Origin of the sequence: Actinobacillus succinogenes 130Z (assembly GCF_000017245.1) — a bacterium.
Taxonomy (GTDB): Bacteria; Pseudomonadota; Gammaproteobacteria; order Enterobacterales; family Pasteurellaceae; genus Exercitatus; species Exercitatus succinogenes.
The window spans coordinates 834,966-853,545 of record NC_009655.1; the positions used below are offsets into that span (position 1 = coordinate 834,966).

The window sequence follows — 18,580 nt, forward strand, 5'->3', positions numbered from 1 at the left end:
TATTTTTGGCTTGCCAAAATAATCAAATTTATTTTAGTAATAACACACACATATCGTTCGGGTAAATCGGGGTGCCAAACGGTCGGTTTACTTGGTATGTGGAGGCTCAACCCCAATAAAAGGAAAATATTATGGCACAAGTTTCAATGCGTGAAATGATTAACGCAGGCGTACATTTCGGTCACCAAACTCGTTACTGGAACCCAAAAATGAAACCGTTCATTTTCGGTGCTCGTAACGGCGTTCATATCGTGAATCTTGAAAAAACCCTTCCGTTATTCAACGAAGCATTAGCCGAATTAACCCGTATCGCAAACAACAACGGTAAAATTTTATTCGTCGGTACTAAACGTGCGGCAAGCGAAGCGGTTAAAGCGGCAGCGGTAGATTGCCAGCAATTTTATGTTAATCACCGTTGGTTAGGCGGTATGCTGACTAACTGGAAAACAGTTCGTCAATCAATCAAACGTTTAAAAGATTTGGAAACCCAATCTCAAGACGGTACATTTGAAAAATTAACCAAAAAAGAAGCGTTAGATCGTTCACGCGAAATGGCTAAATTGGAATTAAGCCTTGGCGGTATCAAAGATATGGCGGGCCTTCCGGATGCTATTTTCGTAATCGGTGCGGATTACGAACACATCGCAATTAAAGAAGCCAACAATTTAGGTATTCCCGTATTCGCGATTGTAGATACTAACTCAAGTCCGGATAATGTTGATTTTGTTATCCCGGGTAATGATGATGCCACTCGTGCGATTCAATTATATTTAACCGCGGCAGCTGCGGCAGTTAAAGAAGGTCGCAAAGCCGAACAAGCAGTTGAAGAAAAATTCTCTGAAGAGGCTGCAGAGTAATCCGGCATAAAAACAGGGAGCGAAGGTTCCCTGTTTTATTTCAAATTCTAAAGTGCGGTGTTTTTTTACGTTATTTTTAAAACGTCGCATTTCAATCAAATTCCAACTCAATTTTAGAGGGCAAGAAAATGGCTGAAATTACAGCATCATTAGTTAAAGAACTTCGTGAACGTACCGGTGCAGGTATGATGGAATGTAAAAAAGCGTTAGTTGAAGCGAACGGCGATATCGAATTAGCAATCGACAACATGCGTAAATCCGGTCAGGCTAAAGCGGCTAAAAAAGCGGGTCGTGTTGCGGCCGAAGGTGTTATCGTTGCGCGTATTGCAAACGGTTTCGGCGTATTAGTTGAAATGAACTGCGAAACCGACTTCGTCGCGAAAGATGCCGGTTTCTTAGGTTTGGCAAATGAAGTAGCGGATTTTGCAGCGGCAAACAAAGGCACTGAAATTGAAGCATTAGCAGCACAATTTGAAGAAAAACGTGCGGCATTAGTGGCTAAAATCGGTGAAAATATGACTATCCGTCGTGTACAATACTTAGATGATGCACGTGCTTCTTACTTGCACGGTGCGAAAATCGGTGTGTTGGTTGCCGGTCAGGGTGGTGACGAAGAGTTGTTCAAAAAAGTAGCAATGCATGTTGCGGCAAGCCGTCCGGAATATGTAAACCCGACCGATGTTCCTGCCGATGTGGTTGAACACGAACGTAACATCCAGGTAGACATCGCAATGCAATCCGGTAAACCGCGTGAAATCGCAGAAAAAATGGTTGAAGGACGTATGAGAAAATTCACCGGTGAAGTTTCGTTAACCGGGCAGCCTTTCGTGATGGATCCTTCACAATCTGTCGGTGACTTTTTGAAGGCGGCCGGTGCGACAGTATCCGGTTTCATCCGTTTTGAAGTGGGTGAAGGTATCGAAAAAGTGGAAGAAGATTTTGCAGCTGAAGTGGCTAAAATCACCGGTGGTAACGCTTAATTTTTAATTCACGAAATATGCTAAAAGCAGGCTGAATGCCTGCTTTTTTATTACCGATAATCTGAATAAAAAAACCATCTGAAGATGGTTTTAATCAGTAAACGGAAGTTAGACATCTAATCCTAAGACTTTACGTCCGTTGATACTGGCGATATTTACCATTTCATCCAGATTAGGGAAACGACATCCGGCCGCCAGCAGACTTAATTCCTGCCATAAATCTCCTTCGCATAACGGGACCATATAATCACAAATATTATCCGTACCCAGTGCGACGGTGATACCTTCCGGGATCATTTCGTCCGCCGGTGTTAATGCATTGTGGAACGGCATCAGTTCTTCTTTACGGTTACTGTCGATCCATGCCATCGGACAGGCAATCATCATCATCTTGGCCTGTCGCATTTTTTCATATAAGGCATAACGATACTCTTTGGAATGTGCGCCGATGGAAATACCGTGAATAGCAACTACTCTACCTTCCATACCGTGTTCGATGGTTTTATCGCAAAGTTGTTCGGTTTCTTTTTCTTTCGGCGTATTGAATTGATCTACATGTACGTGGCACATAATACCGAGAGATTTCGCTTTATCCAGCAAAATGTCCATAGCTTCCAGCCCACGTCCGTAATCCAATTCGTCACGATAGGGTAACCCGCCGATCATATCCACCATTTCCGAACCGATATCAAACCATTTTTTGGCTGTCGGTTCGATCACGCCTTTTAATGTCTGATTGGCAAATTTTAATGTAATGTCGTTTTTGTAAATTTCACGGGCTTTATGGGCGGCTATAATAGCGCGGTCTTCACAAACGGGATCGATGTCAACAAAGGTACCGAATGCCGTTACGCCTTGGGAAATCATTAATTCGATGGATTGACAGAAACGGGCATAATAGTCTTCTACCGTCGATGTTCGTTTCACTTCATCTACTAAATCCCATTTTTGTTGAAGATTGCTGTTGTGGTAAATGCTGATTTTTTCGGGGGTCATGGTAAAAGCGCGGTCGGCGTGAGCGTGAGCATTGACCCAACCGCCTTTTTTGATGATTTCGTCTCGGATGTAGGTTTTAAAACTACGAACGTGATTCTTCATATATAACTCCGTAAAAAGAATAAATCGGTGAAATAAATGAGATTAGCGATAGACAGATGGGACTATGAAAAAAGACGCCAACCGACGAAGATTTGCCGGTGACACGGAAAGGAATGTTATAAAAAACTCTCTGATTTTTCATTAATAACATTGTCGTCTAGTCTCTATTGATGCTAGGTCGGTAGTATAATCGTCCGAGCGTTATTTTTCAATAAAAGATCGGTTTTGCGTAAAAACATCCAGGAATAGACCGAGAGGCGGTCGGGTCGATGAAGTTTTTTCGTAAGTGCGGTCAAATTTTTGATAATTTCCTTTGCGATCAAGATGGTACTGCGTACCGTCCGTTACAATGATTACGTTTTGACGGTTATCCGCCAGTAAAATCCATTCCGTCGGGCGTTGGGTGTGGTCGAACAGGTTATGCCCTAACGTATAGTCCGTATTCGGGTTTTTCACCCAAAACAGGTTGTACATTAATGCGGGAAGTACGTCGATATGGCTGGTTAATTTGTTTTCAAGTCCCGTATTCAGCTCTTTCCAGGCAACAATCATCGGTACTTTTACGGCTTCCGGCGTGAAATATTCCAGTTGTTCCTTCTCTGTCTTTCGGAAGACATATCCGCGTTCCGAGGTAATAATTACCGCCGTATTTTCCAGTTGATTCTGTTCTCTCAACCGGGATAATATCCGGTGTAATAATTGATCGGTTTGTGCCAGCTGCTGTTCATAAGCCTGTTGTTCAGCCGCTAAATCCGTATAGTTCTTTTGCTGCATGGTTTGGATCAAATCCAAACTGATGTAGCCGAACCAAGGCGTATCCGTTAGCCGGCGGTTAAACCATTCCTGCCAATTTTTGACCGCACTTTCGTTAGTTTTTTTGCCCCGCTTCATTCTTATTTGTGAAAACAAGGCTTGTTTGAATATGCTGTCTTTAAAGTTGGTGGCGGAAAATAAACCGAATTGGTATTGTTCCTGACGTAATTTATCCACTAGAACGGAAGACAGTTTTTGGTTTAATAAACTACCGGTATAGTTGGCGGTCAGCCCGTAGAATAACCCTGTGAGGGCGCCGTTGCCCGTTAGTCCGGTGGTATAATGATTGGTAAACCGAGTGGATTGCGAAGCAAATTCGCTCAACATCGGCATTTTTTCCATTTGAACCGCATCTTGACGCAAGCCGTTAATAGTAATGATTAACAGATTCGGTTTTTCCGTCGTGGTTTTATAGGTTAAGGTGTTTTTCGGGTATTCAATGGCAGGCGCATCAACCTGCCCTTCTTTGTCTATTTTTGCCTGATGTTCTTCTTTGTCCAGGAAGCCGTGTTTTTCCAGAAATGAACGTGCCGTCATCGGATAGGACAATGGGAAATTCGATTTCTGCATGGTAATCGGACGATAAATTGCAGCATCCGCCCAGGCGTAAATCAAATGGGAAAAAATAAAGAGCGTAGTAAAACCGAAACCGACCGGACGGATCCATTTCTGTCGTTCCAGACTTCTCAGTTTATGCCATGCCCAACGGGAAAAGACCATCTGTACGAGTAGCAAAAAAGGCATGGGCGTGAAGAAAATCTGCCAGTCGCGGGATAATTCGCCGTTTTCGGGGTTTACCAGCAAGTTCCACACTACGGAGGTAAGGTGCAGATTAAAACGGGCGAACACTTCCGTATCCACCAATAATAAAGTGGTGGCCAGAGTAGCTATAATCACGGAAATGCCGCGAAAGGTACGTTCGTTTTTGATGATGAAGCTGAGCGGAAAGATAACGAGCAGATAAATTGAAAAACTGACGAAACTGAAATGCCCGAGCAAACTAATGAAAAAGTACAGTTTGCCAAAAAAAGTATTCGGCCAGTCAATAATGAATGCGTAACGGGAACCGATTAAAACGGCCCAAATGATATTGAAAAATGCAAACCAGTGTCCCCAGGATATTTTCTGGGAGGTTTGTTCCCGATATTGCCGATCGAATTTGATTTTGCCGTTTTTAAACCAAAGCATACGCGTTCCGGTACCAGTCGTTTATTTTTTTACCGAATTCATTAACGCATCGGAAAATGCCTGTGCCAGTGCCGCTTGTTGATGGGTCCCTACGCTGCTGGCGAGTAAATTGGTGACCATATTGCCTAGGACGATAAGCGATAATTCTACAGGAGCCTGATGTTTTTCCAACACGGCGATCATGTCGTGCAAAACCGCATCAACTTGTTTGTCCGAATATTTTGAATTTTTAGCCATAACCAGATCTGAAATACGGTGGATTTAATTGCGTGATCCTATCACATTTTCATATAAAGTGCGGTTATAATTAGCGTCGTTTTATAAATTTCTTTTCATTCGGGTGATAAAATGAGCATTACAGTCAATCAAATCGTATTACATCAACTGGTTAAGCAAGCCGCCGAAGACGGAAATGTGCAGTTAAACACGGTATTACGCAATGATCTGTTGCAAATCAGTGCAGAAGTGGAGCAGTTGATGCTTGAACTGCACCAGGCTTATCAAGGCAAAGCCAAAGGTTACGGCGTATTTAAAGAGGAATCTTTGTTTGCACGGCAGCTGAATCGATTATTGGAACAGGAAACGGATTTTTTGCCGTTTAGTTACGAGGCCGCTAAATTACTGGCGACTGAGCTGGGTAAATATACTTTCGCAGAAAGCGGTACGCTGGTGTTGTGCCAATACAACTTTTTGGCGACGGACTATCTGTTCATTGCACTGCTGGACAGCCGAATCAGTATGTTGGTGGATGAAAACTTAGAGATTCAGCGTACCCAATATCTGAATATTAACCAGTTTGATATTGCGGCGCGGATTAATTTGACGGATTTACGCCTGAACGCTCAGTCCAACCGTTATTTGACGTTTATCAAAGGCCGTGTCGGGCGCAAAGTCGGCGATTTCTTTATGGATTTTTTAGGGGCGGACGAAGGCTTGAATCCGCAGGTACAAAATCAGTGCCTGTTGCAGGCGGTAAGCGATTATTGCGAACAGGGCGAATTGAATAAAGCACAGACGCAGGCAGTGAAAAAACAAGTATTCGATTACTGTAAAGGACAAATTAACAGCGGCGATGAAATTGCTTTGGCGGAACTTTCCGAGGAGTTGCCTACTCTAAATGAACGATCTTTTGCCGCCTTTGCTCATGAACGGGATTACGGCTTGGAGGAAAGCATTCCGCCGCTGCGTTCGACATTAAAATCGCTGACCAAATTTTCCGGTTCGGGAAAAGGTGTTACCATCAGTTTCGATGCGGAATTAATCAATCAACGTATTATCTGGGATGAAGCGGCGGACAGCTTGACGATTCACGGATTGCCGGCGAATCTGCGTGATCAGTTACGGCGAAATCTGACGCATGAGAATTAGTTTGGCAATTTCCCGAAGTTTCTGTATCATCGTTATCTATAGTTTAGGACAATAAGGCTGACTAAAATAATGAAAATCAAACCAATTTTGACCGCACTTTGCATATCGTTTGCGGTGTCCGCATGTTCGACGGTAGAAAAAGTGGTATATCGTATCGATGTGCCGCAAGGCAACTATCTGGAACAATCGACAGTCGAACAATTGCAAGTAGGTATGACGCGCGAGCAGGTTAAATACTTGTTAGGTACGCCGGCGCTGAAGGATCCGTTCAGTACGCAAACCTGGTATTACGTATATTTGCAACAAAGAGCCTATGAAACGCCGGAACAGCATACGTTAACGGTGAATTTCAATCAGGCGGGTAATGTCACGGATTTTAATCTGGACAAACCGTTGCCGGAAACCAAACGAGAAGCGGTAAATAACGCTATTATCGAAGCGGAAGCGCAGGAATCGGCTAGTTGGTGGCAGTTCTGGAAGTGATTTTCCGAGCGAAACGTTGAAAATGAATAGGATACTTTAATGACGAAAATTTTATTAGTCGATGACGATATCGAGTTAACTGATCTTTTGGGAGAACTGTTGTCGCTGGAAGGGTTTGACGTAGTGACGGCGCAAAACGGTTTGGAGGCCCTGGAAAAACTGGATGACGGTATTTGTTTGGTTTTACTTGACGTTATGATGCCGGGATTAAACGGTATCGAAACACTGAAACGAATTCGTCAAAAATCCGTTGTGCCGGTTTTAATGCTGACCGCGCGCGGTGACGATATCGACCGTATTATCGGTTTAGAACTCGGTGCCGACGATTATTTGCCGAAACCGTTTAACGACAGAGAATTGGTCGCTCGTATTAAGGCGATTTTACGCCGGACGGCGAATGCCGCTCCGATATCGGGTTTATCATCCAAAATGGATGAAATGCAGGATATGGAATTTTTCGGACTGAAAATTTATCCGACCCGCCAGCAGGTGGTTTACCGCGACTCGACCTTAGAACTGACCAGCTCGGAATTTGCGTTGCTATATGTTCTGGCGAAATATCAGGGGCAAATCATATCCCGGGAACGTCTTTGTTCGGAGGCTTTAGGGAAAGAATTAGTACCGTTTGATCGTACTATTGATATGCACATGTCGAATTTACGAAAAAAATTACCCGAACGCGAACATGGTCTGCCTTGGTTTAAAACCGTGCGCGGACGGGGTTATATTTTACTGACGGAATAGGCGGAAATTTTGTTTCCCTTTTTGCAACGCATTAACCGCCTTCCTGTTCAGCTGCTTGCGTCATTTTGGTTGGTTATTTTCACCACCCTGAGTATCACATTCGTACTTTTGCACTTTCTGGACAGCCACAGGCCCGAGAAGCTGGAAAGTGAGGAATTACGTACCTATCATAAACAAATTCTTTCCGTTTACCGGACCAATCAGGTTTATCGTATTTTAGGGTTCGCCAAGAACCCTCTACCTGCGGAGGAAACGAGAGATTTGCATGCCGTGTTGTTCAATCCGGATACTCAAGAAATCGCAGGAACATCGGCGGAAGAACATTCAGACGTGCGGAATTTCATTTTTCGTTCTAACGATTTTTCAAATCCGATGATACAGGTTGTGAATGAAAGACGTATCGCCGGTCCCTTTTCCGTTAATATCAATCTGATTAATGAACGGAATGAACCGAAGGATGTGGCTTATTTAATGTATTTTGTTTCTCCGGTGGATACGCATCTCGTTTTTTTATCTTATCTGTTTGCGCATCCGTTCTTAATTATGCTGATTATCGCATTGGCATCCACGCCCGTATTGCTGCTGTTGGCATGGCGAATCGGAGTGCCTATCAAGCGTTTCAGACAGGCCGCGGAACTGGTATCGCTCGGACAGTTTGTCACCAACCCCGATTTGGAAAATAAGGGGCCGATGGAATTACGCCAAGTAGGGAAAAGTTTAAATCATATGACCGTTTCATTGGCGGAGTTATTGGATACTCATCAACGGTTGGTTTCCTCTATTTCTCACGAACTTCGCACGCCCTTAACCCGATTACAGTTGGCTGTCGCTTTATTACGCCGTCGCGTAGGGGAATATCCGGAAACAAAGCGGATTGAAACGGAATCCGAGCGTTTGGATAAAATGATCAACGACTTATTGCTGCTTTCCCGAAACCAGTTACGCTTGCAGTTAGAACGCAATTACCTGACCGTGGATTCTATTTGGAATGAAGTGATTGAAGATGCGGAATTCGAAGCGGAACACCGAAAAATCGATTTCACCTTTATTCAATTAATTAAGCATCCCGAACGTTATTCCATTTTAGGCGATCGAGAAGCCTTAGCCAGTGCGCTGGAGAATATTTTGCGGAACGCATTAAAATATACGAATAATAAAATCGTCGCATTGATGACGCTAAAGAAAAGCGATCTTATGATGATTATCGTTGACGACAACGGAGCGGGGGTGCCGGAACGGGAATACGAACAAATCTTTAAACCTTTTTACCGCGTGGATGAAGCGCGTACCCGAACTACCGGCGGAACCGGGCTGGGATTAGCGATTGTCGTCAATACTATCCAGCAACATCAGGGAAAGGTTTGGGCGGAAAAAAGTCCGTTCGGCGGTTTACGGATTGTCATGGAGTTACCGCTTGTAACGGATAAATAGATTTATCCGGATAAAATAAAAAGCATCCTCGGATGCTTTTTACCTTGTATGAACCCGGGATTATTGCCGGTATGTACTTAAGAATCGGGCGAATTTACCCAGTGCGTCTTCCAGTGTTTGAATATGCGGCAGAAAAACCAAACGGAAATGATCCGGTTTATGCCAGTTAAATCCGCGACCGTGTACCAGCAACACTTTTTCCTGGCGCAATAAATCCAATACCATTTTTTCGTCGTCGTAAATATTGAACCGTTCAATATCGATTTTCGGGAACATATATAAGGCGCCTTTCGGTTTCACGCAGCTGACGCCCGGAATATCGTTCAGCAGCTGATAGGCACGTTCCCGTTGATCATATAATCGTCCGCCGGGCACGATGAATTCGTTGATACTTTGATAGCCGCCCAGGGCAGTCTGAATCGCGTGCTGCATCGGTACATTGGCGCACAACCGCATGGACGCAATCATATCCAGCCCTTCGATATAGCCTTTTGCCTGCGCTTTCGGACCGTTTAAAATCATCCATCCCTGACGGAAACCGCACACCCGGTAAGCTTTGGATAAACCGTTTAATGTAATTGTCAGCAAATCGGGCGCCAGAGCCGCAATATGATAATGTACCGCGTCATCGTAGGTGATTTTGTCGTAAATTTCATCGGCAAAAATCAATAAGCCGTTCTGACGCGCCACCTCTACAATGTCTTGCAGCAATTCTTTGCTGTATACCGCGCCTGTCGGATTGTTCGGGTTAATAATTACAATGGCTTTAGTGCGTGACGTGACTTTGGATTTTATGTCTTCAACGGATGGGAACCAATCCTGTTCTTCGTCACATAAATAATGTATCGCTTTGCCGCCTGCAAGGGTGACGGCCGCCGTCCATAACGGGTAATCCGGCATCGGCACCAGCACTTCGTCATCATTATTCAATAACGCTTGCATAGCCATGGTAATCAGTTCCGACGCACCGTTACCGATATATACATCGTTTACCGTCGCCCCCATAATACCTTTGGACTGATAATACTGGACAATGGCTTTACGCGCCGAATATAGGCCTTTTGAATCGCAATAGCCCTGCGATGTGGCGATATTGCGCATAATATCCACCAAGACTTCGTCAGGCGCTTCGAAACCGAATGCCGCCGTGTTACCGATATTGAGTTTTAAAATTTTATTGCCTTCTTCTTCGAGGCGTAATGCTTCTTGGTGGACAGGACCGCGAATATCGTAACAAACATGTTCGAGTTTGTCGGATTTAGGAAAAAAAGTCATTGAACGTTCCTTACTGTTGAAATAGGGGTTGTTTATCCTTTATAAACGGCTGCGGCAAAGCTTATTTTTCGCCGATTCAGTGTTGAAAACCGTTTGTTTAGAATGACTAAACGGCATGTTTTTCGCCTTGATTCGACGAAAAATAAGCCCGCCCCTTCGGGGGGCCTAAATCGCCGCATGCGTCGTTGTAAAACTGGTCAATAGGGCCGCTATTAACTGTGTTTTACGCCTGGCTTGCGACGATTTTAGGCGACAACGCAGTCGTTTACGATAACAGACCCTAAAAAACTTACGGCAAATTAACCGCACTTTACCCCCATTTCAGGCGGAATAAAAGATTTACTAAAAAAAAATTTTTATTTGCGGTAAAATAACCGCCATTTTTTATGGATTAATTTCTGTCGCAGACAAATGGAACGATTACAGCACGCGTTGTCCGAGCAAATCAAAACGCATTCCTTCACCCCGCAATCTCAAACGATTACCGCATTTCGGGCGGAAACGGCGGCGGTCGGTTCATTGCTATCGTGGCTGAAGGGACAGGTAATGTTTCCGCAATATTATTTGAATTTCCGCGATAACTCCCGCTGTATAGCGGCTATCGGCAAAGTGCGGTCGTTTTCCGACGAGATTTCGGCGCAGCAATTTGTCCGCCGAACGGATTTGCTTGTGGCGGGCGGACTGACCTTTGATAAACGGGCGACATTCTGGCTACCGCGGATGGTGCTGGAACAAAAAAATAACAAATTGTACGCCACGCTTTATACGGACGGCGAACAACCTCCGCAAAACGAACGGCAGGCGGCATTGGATGCCGTAAAAACGCTGTCGAATTACACCGCACTTTTACCGGTTCGGCAAACATTGCGGCTTGAGTCGCAAAAAGCGGACGAAAACCGGTGGTGCGAATGGGTGCAAAAAGCGGTGAATGCCATAGAACGGGGCGATTTCACTAAGGTGGTATTGGCGAACGAAAGCTGTTTTATTGCGTCAAATCCTATTGACAGCAAAGATTTTTTAGCCGAAAGCGAAAAACAAAATACCGGCTGTTATCATTTTTTGTATGCAGAAAATCCGCAACAGGTTTTTGTAGGCTCGACGCCGGAACGTCTGTTTGCACGGCAAAACAACTTTATTCGGACGGAAGCCTTGGCGGGGACCGCCGCGATGAGCGAAGACCCGATTCAAAACCAACGGGAAGCCGCGTGGCTGTTGAGTGATCCGAAAAATGACAACGAAAATTTGCTGGTAGTGAAGGATATTTGTGATAATTTAGCGGATTATGTCCGTCGGACGGATGTGGGCGAAGTCGGTTTAAAGCAATTGCGCCGCGTGCAGCATTTACGCCGCCGGATTCGGGCGGAATTGAAACCGCCGTTTTCCGATGCGGCTTGCTTGCGGGCGATTCATCCCACCGCCGCGGTTTCGGGGTTACCGCAAAAAAATGCCTTGGATTTTTTAAAAAATACCGAAAATTTTGACCGCACTTGGTATGCGGGAACATTGGGCGTGATGACGAAAGAACACAGCGAATTCTGCGTTACTATCCGTTCCGCTTTCATTGAATCGAATAAAATCCGCGTTTTTGCCGGCGCGGGCATTGTAGCGGGTTCCGTACCCCTGTTAGAATGGCAGGAAATCGAACGCAAAGCCTCGGGGCTATTAACCTTATTAACACATCGTGGAGAGTAACTATGTCAATCAGCACCTTTAACCGTTGTTGGTCAAAAGTGATTTTGGAAACTTTGGTTCGTCATAACGTGAAACACGTGTGTATTGCGCCGGGTTCGCGTTCGACCCCGTTAACTCTTGAAGCCGTCCGTTTGCAGGAACGCGGCGAAGTGCGCTGTCATACCCATTTTGATGAGCGCGGTTTAGGATTTTTAGCGCTGGGTATGGCGAAATCCACCAATTCGCCGGTTGCGGTGATCGTGACATCCGGTACGGCGGCGGCAAATTTATATCCGGCGATTATCGAAGCCCGCCAAAGCGGTGAAAAACTAATCGTGTTAACGGCGGATCGTCCGGCGGAATTATTGGAATGCGGCGCGAATCAGGCGATTTTGCAGGAAAATATGTTCGCCAGCTATCCCGTGGCAACGGTAAATTTGCCGAAACCCGGTCAGAATTACGCAGCCAAATGGCTGATTTCCACCTTGGATCAGGCTTGTCATAGCCAGTTGGTAGAAAAGGGCGTAGTTCACATCAACGTGCCTTTCGCCGAGCCTTTATATGAAGCGAACGTAACCGAAATCGACGAACACGTTTGGTTGGGTCCGGTGCGCCGTTGGTTAGGACAACATAAAAAGTGGACGGAATATCAGGAACCGCAACTGGAAGTCCTCATGCACGAACATTGGGACGACTGGCGTACCAAACGCGGTGTGATTGTCGCGGGTAAACTGCCACAGGGGCACGGCATGGGGTTGAAACTTTGGGCGGAAACCATGGGGTGGGTGCTGTTAACGGATGTGCAGTCCGGTGTGGAACCGACTTTACCTTATGCGGATATCTGGCTGGCCAACAAAACCGTGCGGGAAAAATTATTACAGGCGGATCTGGTGGTACAACTGGGCGCGCATTTTGTCAGTAAGCGAATTAACCAGTTCTTATCGGATTTTAAGGGCGAATTCTGGGTGGTGGACGAATCGCCGAAACGGCTCGACCCTTATCACCACATTCAAACCCGTTTTAACGCCAAAGCGCATTTATGGTTACGTGCTCATCCGCCGCTGCGTCAGAAACCCTGGTTGCTGGAGGCGATGGCGTTGTCGAATTTCTGTTCCAGTTTTATCGAACAACAGGTGGGCGGAAGTTTGAACGAAGCCTCGTTGGCGCACCACATTGAACGGGCGTTCCCGAAAAATGCGGCATTATTCCTCGGTAACAGTTTATTTGTGCGCCTAGTGGACGCGTTGACCAAACGTACCGAAAATTATCCGATTTATACCAACCGCGGTGCCAGCGGTATTGACGGTTTAATCGCTACCGCCGTAGGTGTCGGTATCGGTGCCAATCAGGCGGTTGCCGCGGTAGTCGGCGATATGTCCGCGTTGTATGATTTGAACTCTTTGGCGCTATTGAAAAAAGTAACCCAGCCGTTCGTACTGTTTGTGATTAACAACAACGGCGGAGCGATTTTCGATATGCTGCCGGTGGAGGCCGAGGCGAAAAACGCTTATTATCGTCTGCCGCATAATCTCGGTTTTGCGGAAGCGGCGTCGGTTTTTGATCTGAAATACGCCCGTCCTTATACTTGGGCGGATTTGGGTTCCGTGCTGAAACAGGCGTATATGCGTAAAGAAGCGACGGTGATTGAAATTAAAGCCGGACCGAACGACGCCACGAATTTATATAAGCGTTTGCTGGAGCAGATCAGCTTTGCAGTGATCGGCGCTTAGAACGTCATATAAAGGCAGGAAAAGTGCGGTCACAAAAACGAAGGTTTTTTACCGCACCGAACATTTCCCTGTTTAGGCGGTCTATAGCTTAAAGACATTCATATAAATACCGGGGCAAACAGGTGGGTTTGACAGAATCCGCCTTTTATTTTTGAGAAAACCAAATGGAAAATTGCGATGAGTGAGAACACACTGATTGAAGTGAACAATCTCACGTTCAAACGTGGTGAACGAACCATTTACGATAACCTGAATTTGCGGGTGGAAAGAGGTAACATCACGGCTATTATGGGGCCGTCGGGTATCGGTAAAACCACGCTGTTAAAGCTGATTGGCGGGCAACTTCATCCGGAACGGGGTGAAATTCTGTTCGAAGGTACGGATATTTGTAAAATGTCCCGCTCGGAATTATATAAAATCCGTCAGCGTATGGGTATGCTGTTTCAGTCCGGTGCGCTGTTTACCGATATTTCCACCTTTGAAAATGTGGCGTTTCCTATTCGCGAACATACCCGTTTGCCGGAATCCGTGATCCGTAAAATGGTGTTAATGAAACTGGAAGCGGTAGGGTTGCGCGGGGCGGCGGATTTAATGCCGTCGGAATTGTCGGGCGGCATGGCGCGGCGGGCGGCGTTGGCGCGTACTATTGCGCTGGATCCGGAATTAATTATGTATGACGAACCTTTTACCGGGCAGGATCCTATCAGTATGGGCGTTATTATCAGTTTAATCAAACGCCTGAACGAGGCGTTGAATCTGACTTCCATCGTGGTTTCTCACGATGTACAGGAGGTGTTGAGCATTGCCGATTATGCCTATATTATCGCTGATAAACACGTAGTGGCGGAAGGTACGCCGGCGGATTTACTGAAAAGCGAAGACCCGCAAGTGGTGCAGTTTATCCAAGGTAAAGAGGACGGTCCGGTGCGTTTCCATTATCCCGCCAATGATTATCTGGGGGATTTGTTTCAATGATTGTGAAATTGATTTCTGGTTTCGGTGCGACCGTCATCAAATCCGTACAGGCACTCGGACGTTCGGGCTTCATGTTATTCGGTGCGTTGGTGGGAACGCCGCAGTTCCGCAAGCATACGCCGTTACTGATTAAACAGCTGCATGTGCTCGGTGTTCAATCCCTGCTGATTATTTTGATGTCGGGTTTTTTCATCGGTATGGTACTGGGGTTGCAAGGTTATGTGGTGCTGGTCGATTTTGCGGCGGAAGCAAATGTGGGGCAGTTGGTGGCGTTAGCGTTATTGCGCGAATTAGGACCGGTGGTCACCGCATTGTTATTCGCCGGACGGGCGGGTTCCGCGTTAACGGCGGAAATCGGCCTGATGAAAGCCACGGAACAGCTTTCCAGTTTGGAAATGATGGCAGTGGATCCGCTCCGTCGGGTGATTGCACCGCGTTTTTGGGCGGGCGTGATCGCCATGCCGATTTTAGCCGTATTATTTACGGCGGTGGGGGTAATCGGCGGTTCCTTAATCGGCGTGGACTGGAAAGGTATCGACGGCGGCAGTTTTTGGTCGGTAATGCAAAATGCGGTAGCGAGTAAAGACTTGCTTTACGGTTTTATTAAAAGCGTCGTGTTTGCTTTCACGGTCGTATGGGTAGCACTGTTTAACGGTTACGACTGCGTACCGACTTCCGAAGGGATCAGTCAGGCTACCACTAAAACCGTAGTACATTCCTCTTTGCTGGTACTGGGATTAGACTTCGTATTAACCGCCATTATGTTCGGCGGTTGATAAAAATGCGATCGGCTTTGGTCGGTCAAAGTGCGGTCGAAAAAGGAACTGTTTTTGGGCTGGCAAGCCCGTACGATCATCGTTAGAAATTAGGTTGAAAATTATGCGACAAACAATTAAATATGAATTTTGGGTAGGTTTTTTCTTATTGCTGGGCATTGCGGCGTTAGTGTTTATGTGCCTGAAAGTCGCCAATGTACAAGGGTTTAATGAAACAAAATCCTATCATATCACTGCAACTTTCGATAATATCGGCGGTCTTAAAGTTCGTGCGCCGATGAAAGTGGGCGGCGTGGTGATTGGTCGTGTAACGGATATTTCATTGGACGAAAAAACCTATTTACCGGAAGTGACGATTGCGGTGAATGATGAATACAATCAAATTCCCGACAACAGCTCGCTTTCCATCAAAACCTCGGGATTACTGGGCGAACAATATATTTCTCTGAGTGTGGGTTTTGATGACGGCGAAACCGCCATGTTGAAAGAGGGAAGCAAAATTGTGGATACCAAATCGGCGATGGTATTGGAAGATCTTATCGGTCAGTTTTTGTACGGTGATAAGAACAACAAAGACGGTGCCGCGGACGACACGCCCGCAGCCCGATAATCGTAGTATTTTGGAAAGCGAAGTTTAGGAGTCATTATGAAGCTTTTATTTAAAACGTGGTTATCAAAAATGGTCGTATTGGTCACCGCACTTTTTGCCGTGCAAACCGTAATGGCGGCGGAAGGACCTTACGAATTGACCCAACAAGCGGCGGATAAACTGTTTGCGGATTTGAAGTCTAACAATGCGGCAATCAAATCCAACCCGAATATGTTGAAAAATATCGTGCGTAGCGACTTAATGCCTTATGTACATGTGAATTACGCAGGTTCATTGGTGTTGGGACAATATTTCCGTTCAACCACCCCGCAGCAGCGCGAAACCTTTTTTGCTGCGTTTGATAAGTTTATCGAACAGGCTTATGCACAGGCGTTAACCATGTACAACGGGCAGGACGTGCAAGTGCAAAAAGCCCAGTTGAACGGCGACAGCCAAGCCAGCGTGAAAGTGAAACTGGTTCAGGCGCAACCGTTGAATCTGACTTTTCAATGGCGTAAAAACAGTAAAACCGGCAAATGGCAAGTTTACGACATGACGGCGGAAGGCGTAAGTATGGTGGAAACCAAGAAGCAGGAATGGAGCAATATTTTGCGCAAAGAGGGAATCGACGCTTTAACCGCACAGGTACAAAAAGCCGCCGCCGTTCCGGTTACTTTTAGCAAAAAATAATGTTATGACGCAAGCTGAAAAACTTACATGGTCGGCAGTGCAAAATGATGATAGAATGACCCTCCAATTGATTGGAGAGCTTTCGCGCGATACGTTGTTGCCCTTATGGCGACAGCGTTTTGCCGTTTTATCGGACAAGCAAATCGCCGGCCAAAACGTAATCTTCGATTTATCGAATATTACTCGAATTGACAGTGCGGGGTTTGCGCTGCTTTGTGAACTTATTCATCACGTGCGCAAAGTTCAGGAGCGGGATAAAGGCCTGACGATTGAACACGCTCCTTCACAGTTACTGACTCTCGCCGAACTGTTCGATTTAGATCAGTGGTTGCGGGATTTTCTTCAAACTCACTAACCTTACAACGGAATTCTGGAATGGAACCGCAAGAAATCGAACGTATTTTAAAAGAATCCCTCAATCTTGATGAAGTTTATGCGCAAGGCGAAGATGCGCATTTCAGTGTCATCGTCGTCAATGACGATATCGCAAAACTATCGCGTATCAAACAACAGCAAACGATTTATGCGCCGCTGATGCCGCACTTTGAAACCGGTGAAATTCATGCGTTAACCATTAAAACCTACGATAAAGCAAAATGGGCGCGCGACCGCGTTCTGAACGTATTAAATTAAGAGGTGGCGAAAATGGAAAAATTCCGTGTTTACGGGCAATCGACATTAAGCGGCGACGTGCAGATTTCCGGGGCGAAAAATGCCGCCCTGCCTATTCTTTTTGCCACTATTTTAGCGGAAGAACCCGTTAAATTAACCAATGTTCCCGAATTAAAAGACGTGGACACCACATTCGAAATTTTACGAAAACTGGGCGTTGTCGTTGAACGCACCGATGAGCAAACCGTCTTGATTGACGCCTCTCGAATCGATCGCTACGTAGCGCCTTATGAACTGGTAAAAACCATGCGGGCCTCAATCTGGGCATTAGCACCGTTACTGACCCGTTTTCGTGAAGGGCAAGTGTCTTTACCGGGCGGTTGTACCATCGGTGCCCGCCCCGTGGATATGCATATTTCCGGATTGGAAAAAATGGGTGCCGCCATTGAACTGGATGAAGGTTATGTGAAAGCGACGGTGAACGGTCGTCTGACCGGCACCCGTATTTATATGGATAAAGTCAGCGTCGGCGCGACATTGTCGCTGATTATGGCGGCAACCTTGGCTGAAGGCGTCACGACTATTGAAAATGCCGCCCGCGAACCCGAAATTGTCGATACTGCGGATTTTTTGAATAAAATGGGCGCAAAAATTTCAGGCGCGGGTACCGATACCATCAGTATTGAAGGTGTAAGCCGGTTAGCCGGTTGTGAGCACAGCATTGTGCCGGATCGTATCGAAACCGGAACGTTCTTAATCGCTGCGGCGATTTCCGGCGGTCGTATTACTTGTCATAACACTAAAGCGGATACGCTTGACGCGGTAATTGAAAAATTGCGTGAAGCCGGTATGCAGGTGGACGTGACGGAAAACACCATTACTCTGGATTCCTTAGGGCAGCGTCCGAAAGCGGTCAATATCCGCACTATGCCGCATCCGGGGTTCCCGACGGATATGCAGGCGCAATTCACGTTATTAAACGTCGTCGCCGAGGGAACCAGTAAAATCACCGAAACGATTTTCGAAAACCGTTTTATGCACGTGCCGGAATTAATCCGCATGGGAGCAAAAGGAGAAATCGAAGGTAATACGGCGATTATTCACGGTGTAGAAAGCTTATCCGGTGCACAGGTGATGGCAACGGATTTACGGGCGTCAATCAGCTTGGTGTTAGCGGGTTGTATTGCAAGCGGTGAAACCGTGGTGGATCGTATTTATCATATTGATCGCGGTTATGAACATATCGAAGATAAATTGCGCGGATTAGGCGCTCGAATCGAACGTTTTTCCGAATAATTGA

Annotated in this window: 19 protein-coding genes; 15 read left to right on the forward strand and 4 right to left on the reverse strand. The window is 46.0% G+C overall.

The window, feature by feature from the left end:
• The first annotated feature begins 131 nt into the window (after positions 1-131).
• Positions 132-857, forward strand: a complete 726-nt coding sequence (rpsB, locus tag ASUC_RS04010) for a 30S ribosomal protein S2 (protein WP_012072522.1) — start codon at positions 132-134, stop codon at positions 855-857.
• Between the two features lie 128 nt (positions 858-985).
• Complete coding sequence (gene tsf, locus ASUC_RS04015; RefSeq protein ID WP_012072523.1) at positions 986-1,837, forward strand: translation elongation factor Ts; 852 nt, start codon at positions 986-988, stop codon at positions 1,835-1,837.
• Positions 1,838-1,945: 108 nt separating this feature from the next.
• Here tsf and ASUC_RS04020 read toward each other — a convergent pair whose 3' ends face one another.
• The 3 genes from ASUC_RS04020 to ASUC_RS04030 all read right to left on the reverse strand — a co-directional run bounded on the left by ASUC_RS04020 (position 1,946) and on the right by ASUC_RS04030 (position 5,173).
• Positions 1,946-2,935, reverse strand: a complete 990-nt coding sequence (locus ASUC_RS04020; protein ID WP_012072524.1) for an amidohydrolase family protein — start codon at positions 2,933-2,935, stop codon at positions 1,946-1,948.
• Positions 2,936-3,136: 201 nt separating this feature from the next.
• Entirely contained in the window at positions 3,137-4,936 is a 1,800-nt protein-coding gene (locus ASUC_RS04025) for a DUF3413 domain-containing protein (RefSeq protein ID WP_012072525.1), read from the reverse strand.
• Positions 4,937-4,957: 21 nt separating this feature from the next.
• Complete coding sequence (locus tag ASUC_RS04030; RefSeq protein WP_012072526.1) at positions 4,958-5,173, reverse strand: YejL family protein; 216 nt, start codon at positions 5,171-5,173, stop codon at positions 4,958-4,960.
• A 111-nt stretch (positions 5,174-5,284) separates the two neighbouring features.
• Here ASUC_RS04030 and yejK point away from each other — a divergent pair, with 111 nt between their 5' ends.
• The 4 genes from yejK to cpxA all read left to right on the forward strand — a co-directional run bounded on the left by yejK (position 5,285) and on the right by cpxA (position 8,962).
• Entirely contained in the window at positions 5,285-6,304 is a 1,020-nt protein-coding gene (gene yejK / locus ASUC_RS04035; protein WP_012072527.1) for a nucleoid-associated protein YejK, read from the forward strand.
• Positions 6,305-6,373: 69 nt separating this feature from the next.
• Positions 6,374-6,787: an outer membrane protein assembly factor BamE gene (gene bamE, locus ASUC_RS04040; RefSeq protein WP_012072528.1), complete on the forward strand. Its 414-nt coding sequence runs from the start codon at positions 6,374-6,376 to the stop codon at positions 6,785-6,787.
• Between the two features lie 39 nt (positions 6,788-6,826).
• The gene (locus ASUC_RS04045) at positions 6,827-7,531 is read left to right on the forward strand and encodes a response regulator (RefSeq protein WP_012072529.1); all 705 of its coding nucleotides are present in this window, start codon (positions 6,827-6,829) and stop codon (positions 7,529-7,531) included.
• A 9-nt stretch (positions 7,532-7,540) separates the two neighbouring features.
• Positions 7,541-8,962 (forward strand): envelope stress sensor histidine kinase CpxA, encoded by a 1,422-nt coding sequence (gene cpxA, locus ASUC_RS04050; RefSeq protein WP_012072530.1) that lies wholly within the window; start codon positions 7,541-7,543, stop codon positions 8,960-8,962.
• A gap of 60 nt (positions 8,963-9,022) precedes the next feature.
• Here the strand turns inward: cpxA and ASUC_RS04055 are convergent, their stop codons facing one another.
• Positions 9,023-10,237, reverse strand: a complete 1,215-nt coding sequence (locus tag ASUC_RS04055) for a pyridoxal phosphate-dependent aminotransferase (protein WP_012072531.1) — start codon at positions 10,235-10,237, stop codon at positions 9,023-9,025.
• 411 nt (positions 10,238-10,648) lie between these two features.
• On the opposite strand from ASUC_RS04055, the gene ASUC_RS04060 reads away from it, so the two are divergent.
• The 9 genes from ASUC_RS04060 to murA all read left to right on the forward strand — a co-directional run bounded on the left by ASUC_RS04060 (position 10,649) and on the right by murA (position 18,576).
• Positions 10,649-11,929: an isochorismate synthase gene (locus ASUC_RS04060; RefSeq protein WP_012072532.1), complete on the forward strand. Its 1,281-nt coding sequence runs from the start codon at positions 10,649-10,651 to the stop codon at positions 11,927-11,929.
• A 2-nt stretch (positions 11,930-11,931) separates the two neighbouring features.
• Positions 11,932-13,638: a 2-succinyl-5-enolpyruvyl-6-hydroxy-3-cyclohexene-1-carboxylic-acid synthase gene (gene menD / locus ASUC_RS04065; protein ID WP_012072533.1), complete on the forward strand. Its 1,707-nt coding sequence runs from the start codon at positions 11,932-11,934 to the stop codon at positions 13,636-13,638.
• A 177-nt stretch (positions 13,639-13,815) separates the two neighbouring features.
• On the forward strand, positions 13,816-14,613 hold the full coding sequence (locus ASUC_RS04070; RefSeq protein WP_012072534.1) for an ATP-binding cassette domain-containing protein: 798 nt from the start codon (positions 13,816-13,818) through the stop codon (positions 14,611-14,613).
• Entirely contained in the window at positions 14,610-15,389 is a 780-nt protein-coding gene (gene mlaE, locus ASUC_RS04075) for a lipid asymmetry maintenance ABC transporter permease subunit MlaE (RefSeq protein ID WP_012072535.1), read from the forward strand. Before ASUC_RS04070 ends, mlaE begins: the two co-directional genes overlap by 4 nt.
• 103 nt (positions 15,390-15,492) lie before the next feature.
• The gene (gene mlaD, locus ASUC_RS04080; protein WP_012072536.1) at positions 15,493-15,999 is read left to right on the forward strand and encodes an outer membrane lipid asymmetry maintenance protein MlaD; all 507 of its coding nucleotides are present in this window, start codon (positions 15,493-15,495) and stop codon (positions 15,997-15,999) included.
• Between the two features lie 33 nt (positions 16,000-16,032).
• The gene (mlaC, locus tag ASUC_RS04085; RefSeq protein WP_041834607.1) at positions 16,033-16,668 is read left to right on the forward strand and encodes a phospholipid-binding protein MlaC; all 636 of its coding nucleotides are present in this window, start codon (positions 16,033-16,035) and stop codon (positions 16,666-16,668) included.
• A gap of 55 nt (positions 16,669-16,723) precedes the next feature.
• A complete protein-coding gene (locus ASUC_RS04090; RefSeq protein ID WP_245822045.1) occupies positions 16,724-17,023 on the forward strand; it encodes an STAS domain-containing protein in 300 nt (99 codons plus the stop codon).
• Between the two features lie 20 nt (positions 17,024-17,043).
• Entirely contained in the window at positions 17,044-17,301 is a 258-nt protein-coding gene (locus tag ASUC_RS04095; protein WP_012072539.1) for a BolA family protein, read from the forward strand.
• A 12-nt stretch (positions 17,302-17,313) separates the two neighbouring features.
• Positions 17,314-18,576 carry a UDP-N-acetylglucosamine 1-carboxyvinyltransferase gene (gene murA / locus ASUC_RS04100; protein ID WP_012072540.1) on the forward strand — a complete coding sequence of 421 codons (1,263 nt, stop codon included), beginning with the start codon at positions 17,314-17,316 and terminating at the stop codon, positions 18,574-18,576.
• The last annotated feature ends 4 nt before the right edge of the window (positions 18,577-18,580 follow it).

Bases quoted from the DNA above. Each gene is read 5' to 3' on its own strand.
- ASUC_RS04025 (WP_012072525.1), bottom strand. From the start codon at position 4,936: ATGCTTTGGTTTAAAAACGGCAAAATCAAATTCGATCGGCAATATCGG.
- yejK (WP_012072527.1), top strand. From the start codon at position 5,285: ATGAGCATTACAGTCAATCAAATCGTATTACATCAACTGGTTAAGCAA.
- mlaD (WP_012072536.1), top strand. From the start codon at position 15,493: ATGCGACAAACAATTAAATATGAATTTTGGGTAGGTTTTTTCTTATTG.
- ASUC_RS04045 (WP_012072529.1), top strand. From the start codon at position 6,827: ATGACGAAAATTTTATTAGTCGATGACGATATCGAGTTAACTGATCTT.
- ASUC_RS04095 (WP_012072539.1), top strand. From the start codon at position 17,044: ATGGAACCGCAAGAAATCGAACGTATTTTAAAAGAATCCCTCAATCTT.
- ASUC_RS04030 (WP_012072526.1), bottom strand. From the start codon at position 5,173: ATGGCTAAAAATTCAAAATATTCGGACAAACAAGTTGATGCGGTTTTG.
- ASUC_RS04020 (WP_012072524.1), bottom strand. From the start codon at position 2,935: ATGAAGAATCACGTTCGTAGTTTTAAAACCTACATCCGAGACGAAATC.
- rpsB (WP_012072522.1), top strand. From the start codon at position 132: ATGGCACAAGTTTCAATGCGTGAAATGATTAACGCAGGCGTACATTTC.
- tsf (WP_012072523.1), top strand. From the start codon at position 986: ATGGCTGAAATTACAGCATCATTAGTTAAAGAACTTCGTGAACGTACC.
- bamE (WP_012072528.1), top strand. From the start codon at position 6,374: ATGAAAATCAAACCAATTTTGACCGCACTTTGCATATCGTTTGCGGTG.
- murA (WP_012072540.1), top strand. From the start codon at position 17,314: ATGGAAAAATTCCGTGTTTACGGGCAATCGACATTAAGCGGCGACGTG.
- ASUC_RS04055 (WP_012072531.1), bottom strand. From the start codon at position 10,237: ATGACTTTTTTTCCTAAATCCGACAAACTCGAACATGTTTGTTACGAT.
- mlaE (WP_012072535.1), top strand. From the start codon at position 14,610: ATGATTGTGAAATTGATTTCTGGTTTCGGTGCGACCGTCATCAAATCC.
- menD (WP_012072533.1), top strand. From the start codon at position 11,932: ATGTCAATCAGCACCTTTAACCGTTGTTGGTCAAAAGTGATTTTGGAA.
- ASUC_RS04090 (WP_245822045.1), top strand. From the start codon at position 16,724: ATGACCCTCCAATTGATTGGAGAGCTTTCGCGCGATACGTTGTTGCCC.
- ASUC_RS04060 (WP_012072532.1), top strand. From the start codon at position 10,649: ATGGAACGATTACAGCACGCGTTGTCCGAGCAAATCAAAACGCATTCC.
- ASUC_RS04070 (WP_012072534.1), top strand. From the start codon at position 13,816: ATGAGTGAGAACACACTGATTGAAGTGAACAATCTCACGTTCAAACGT.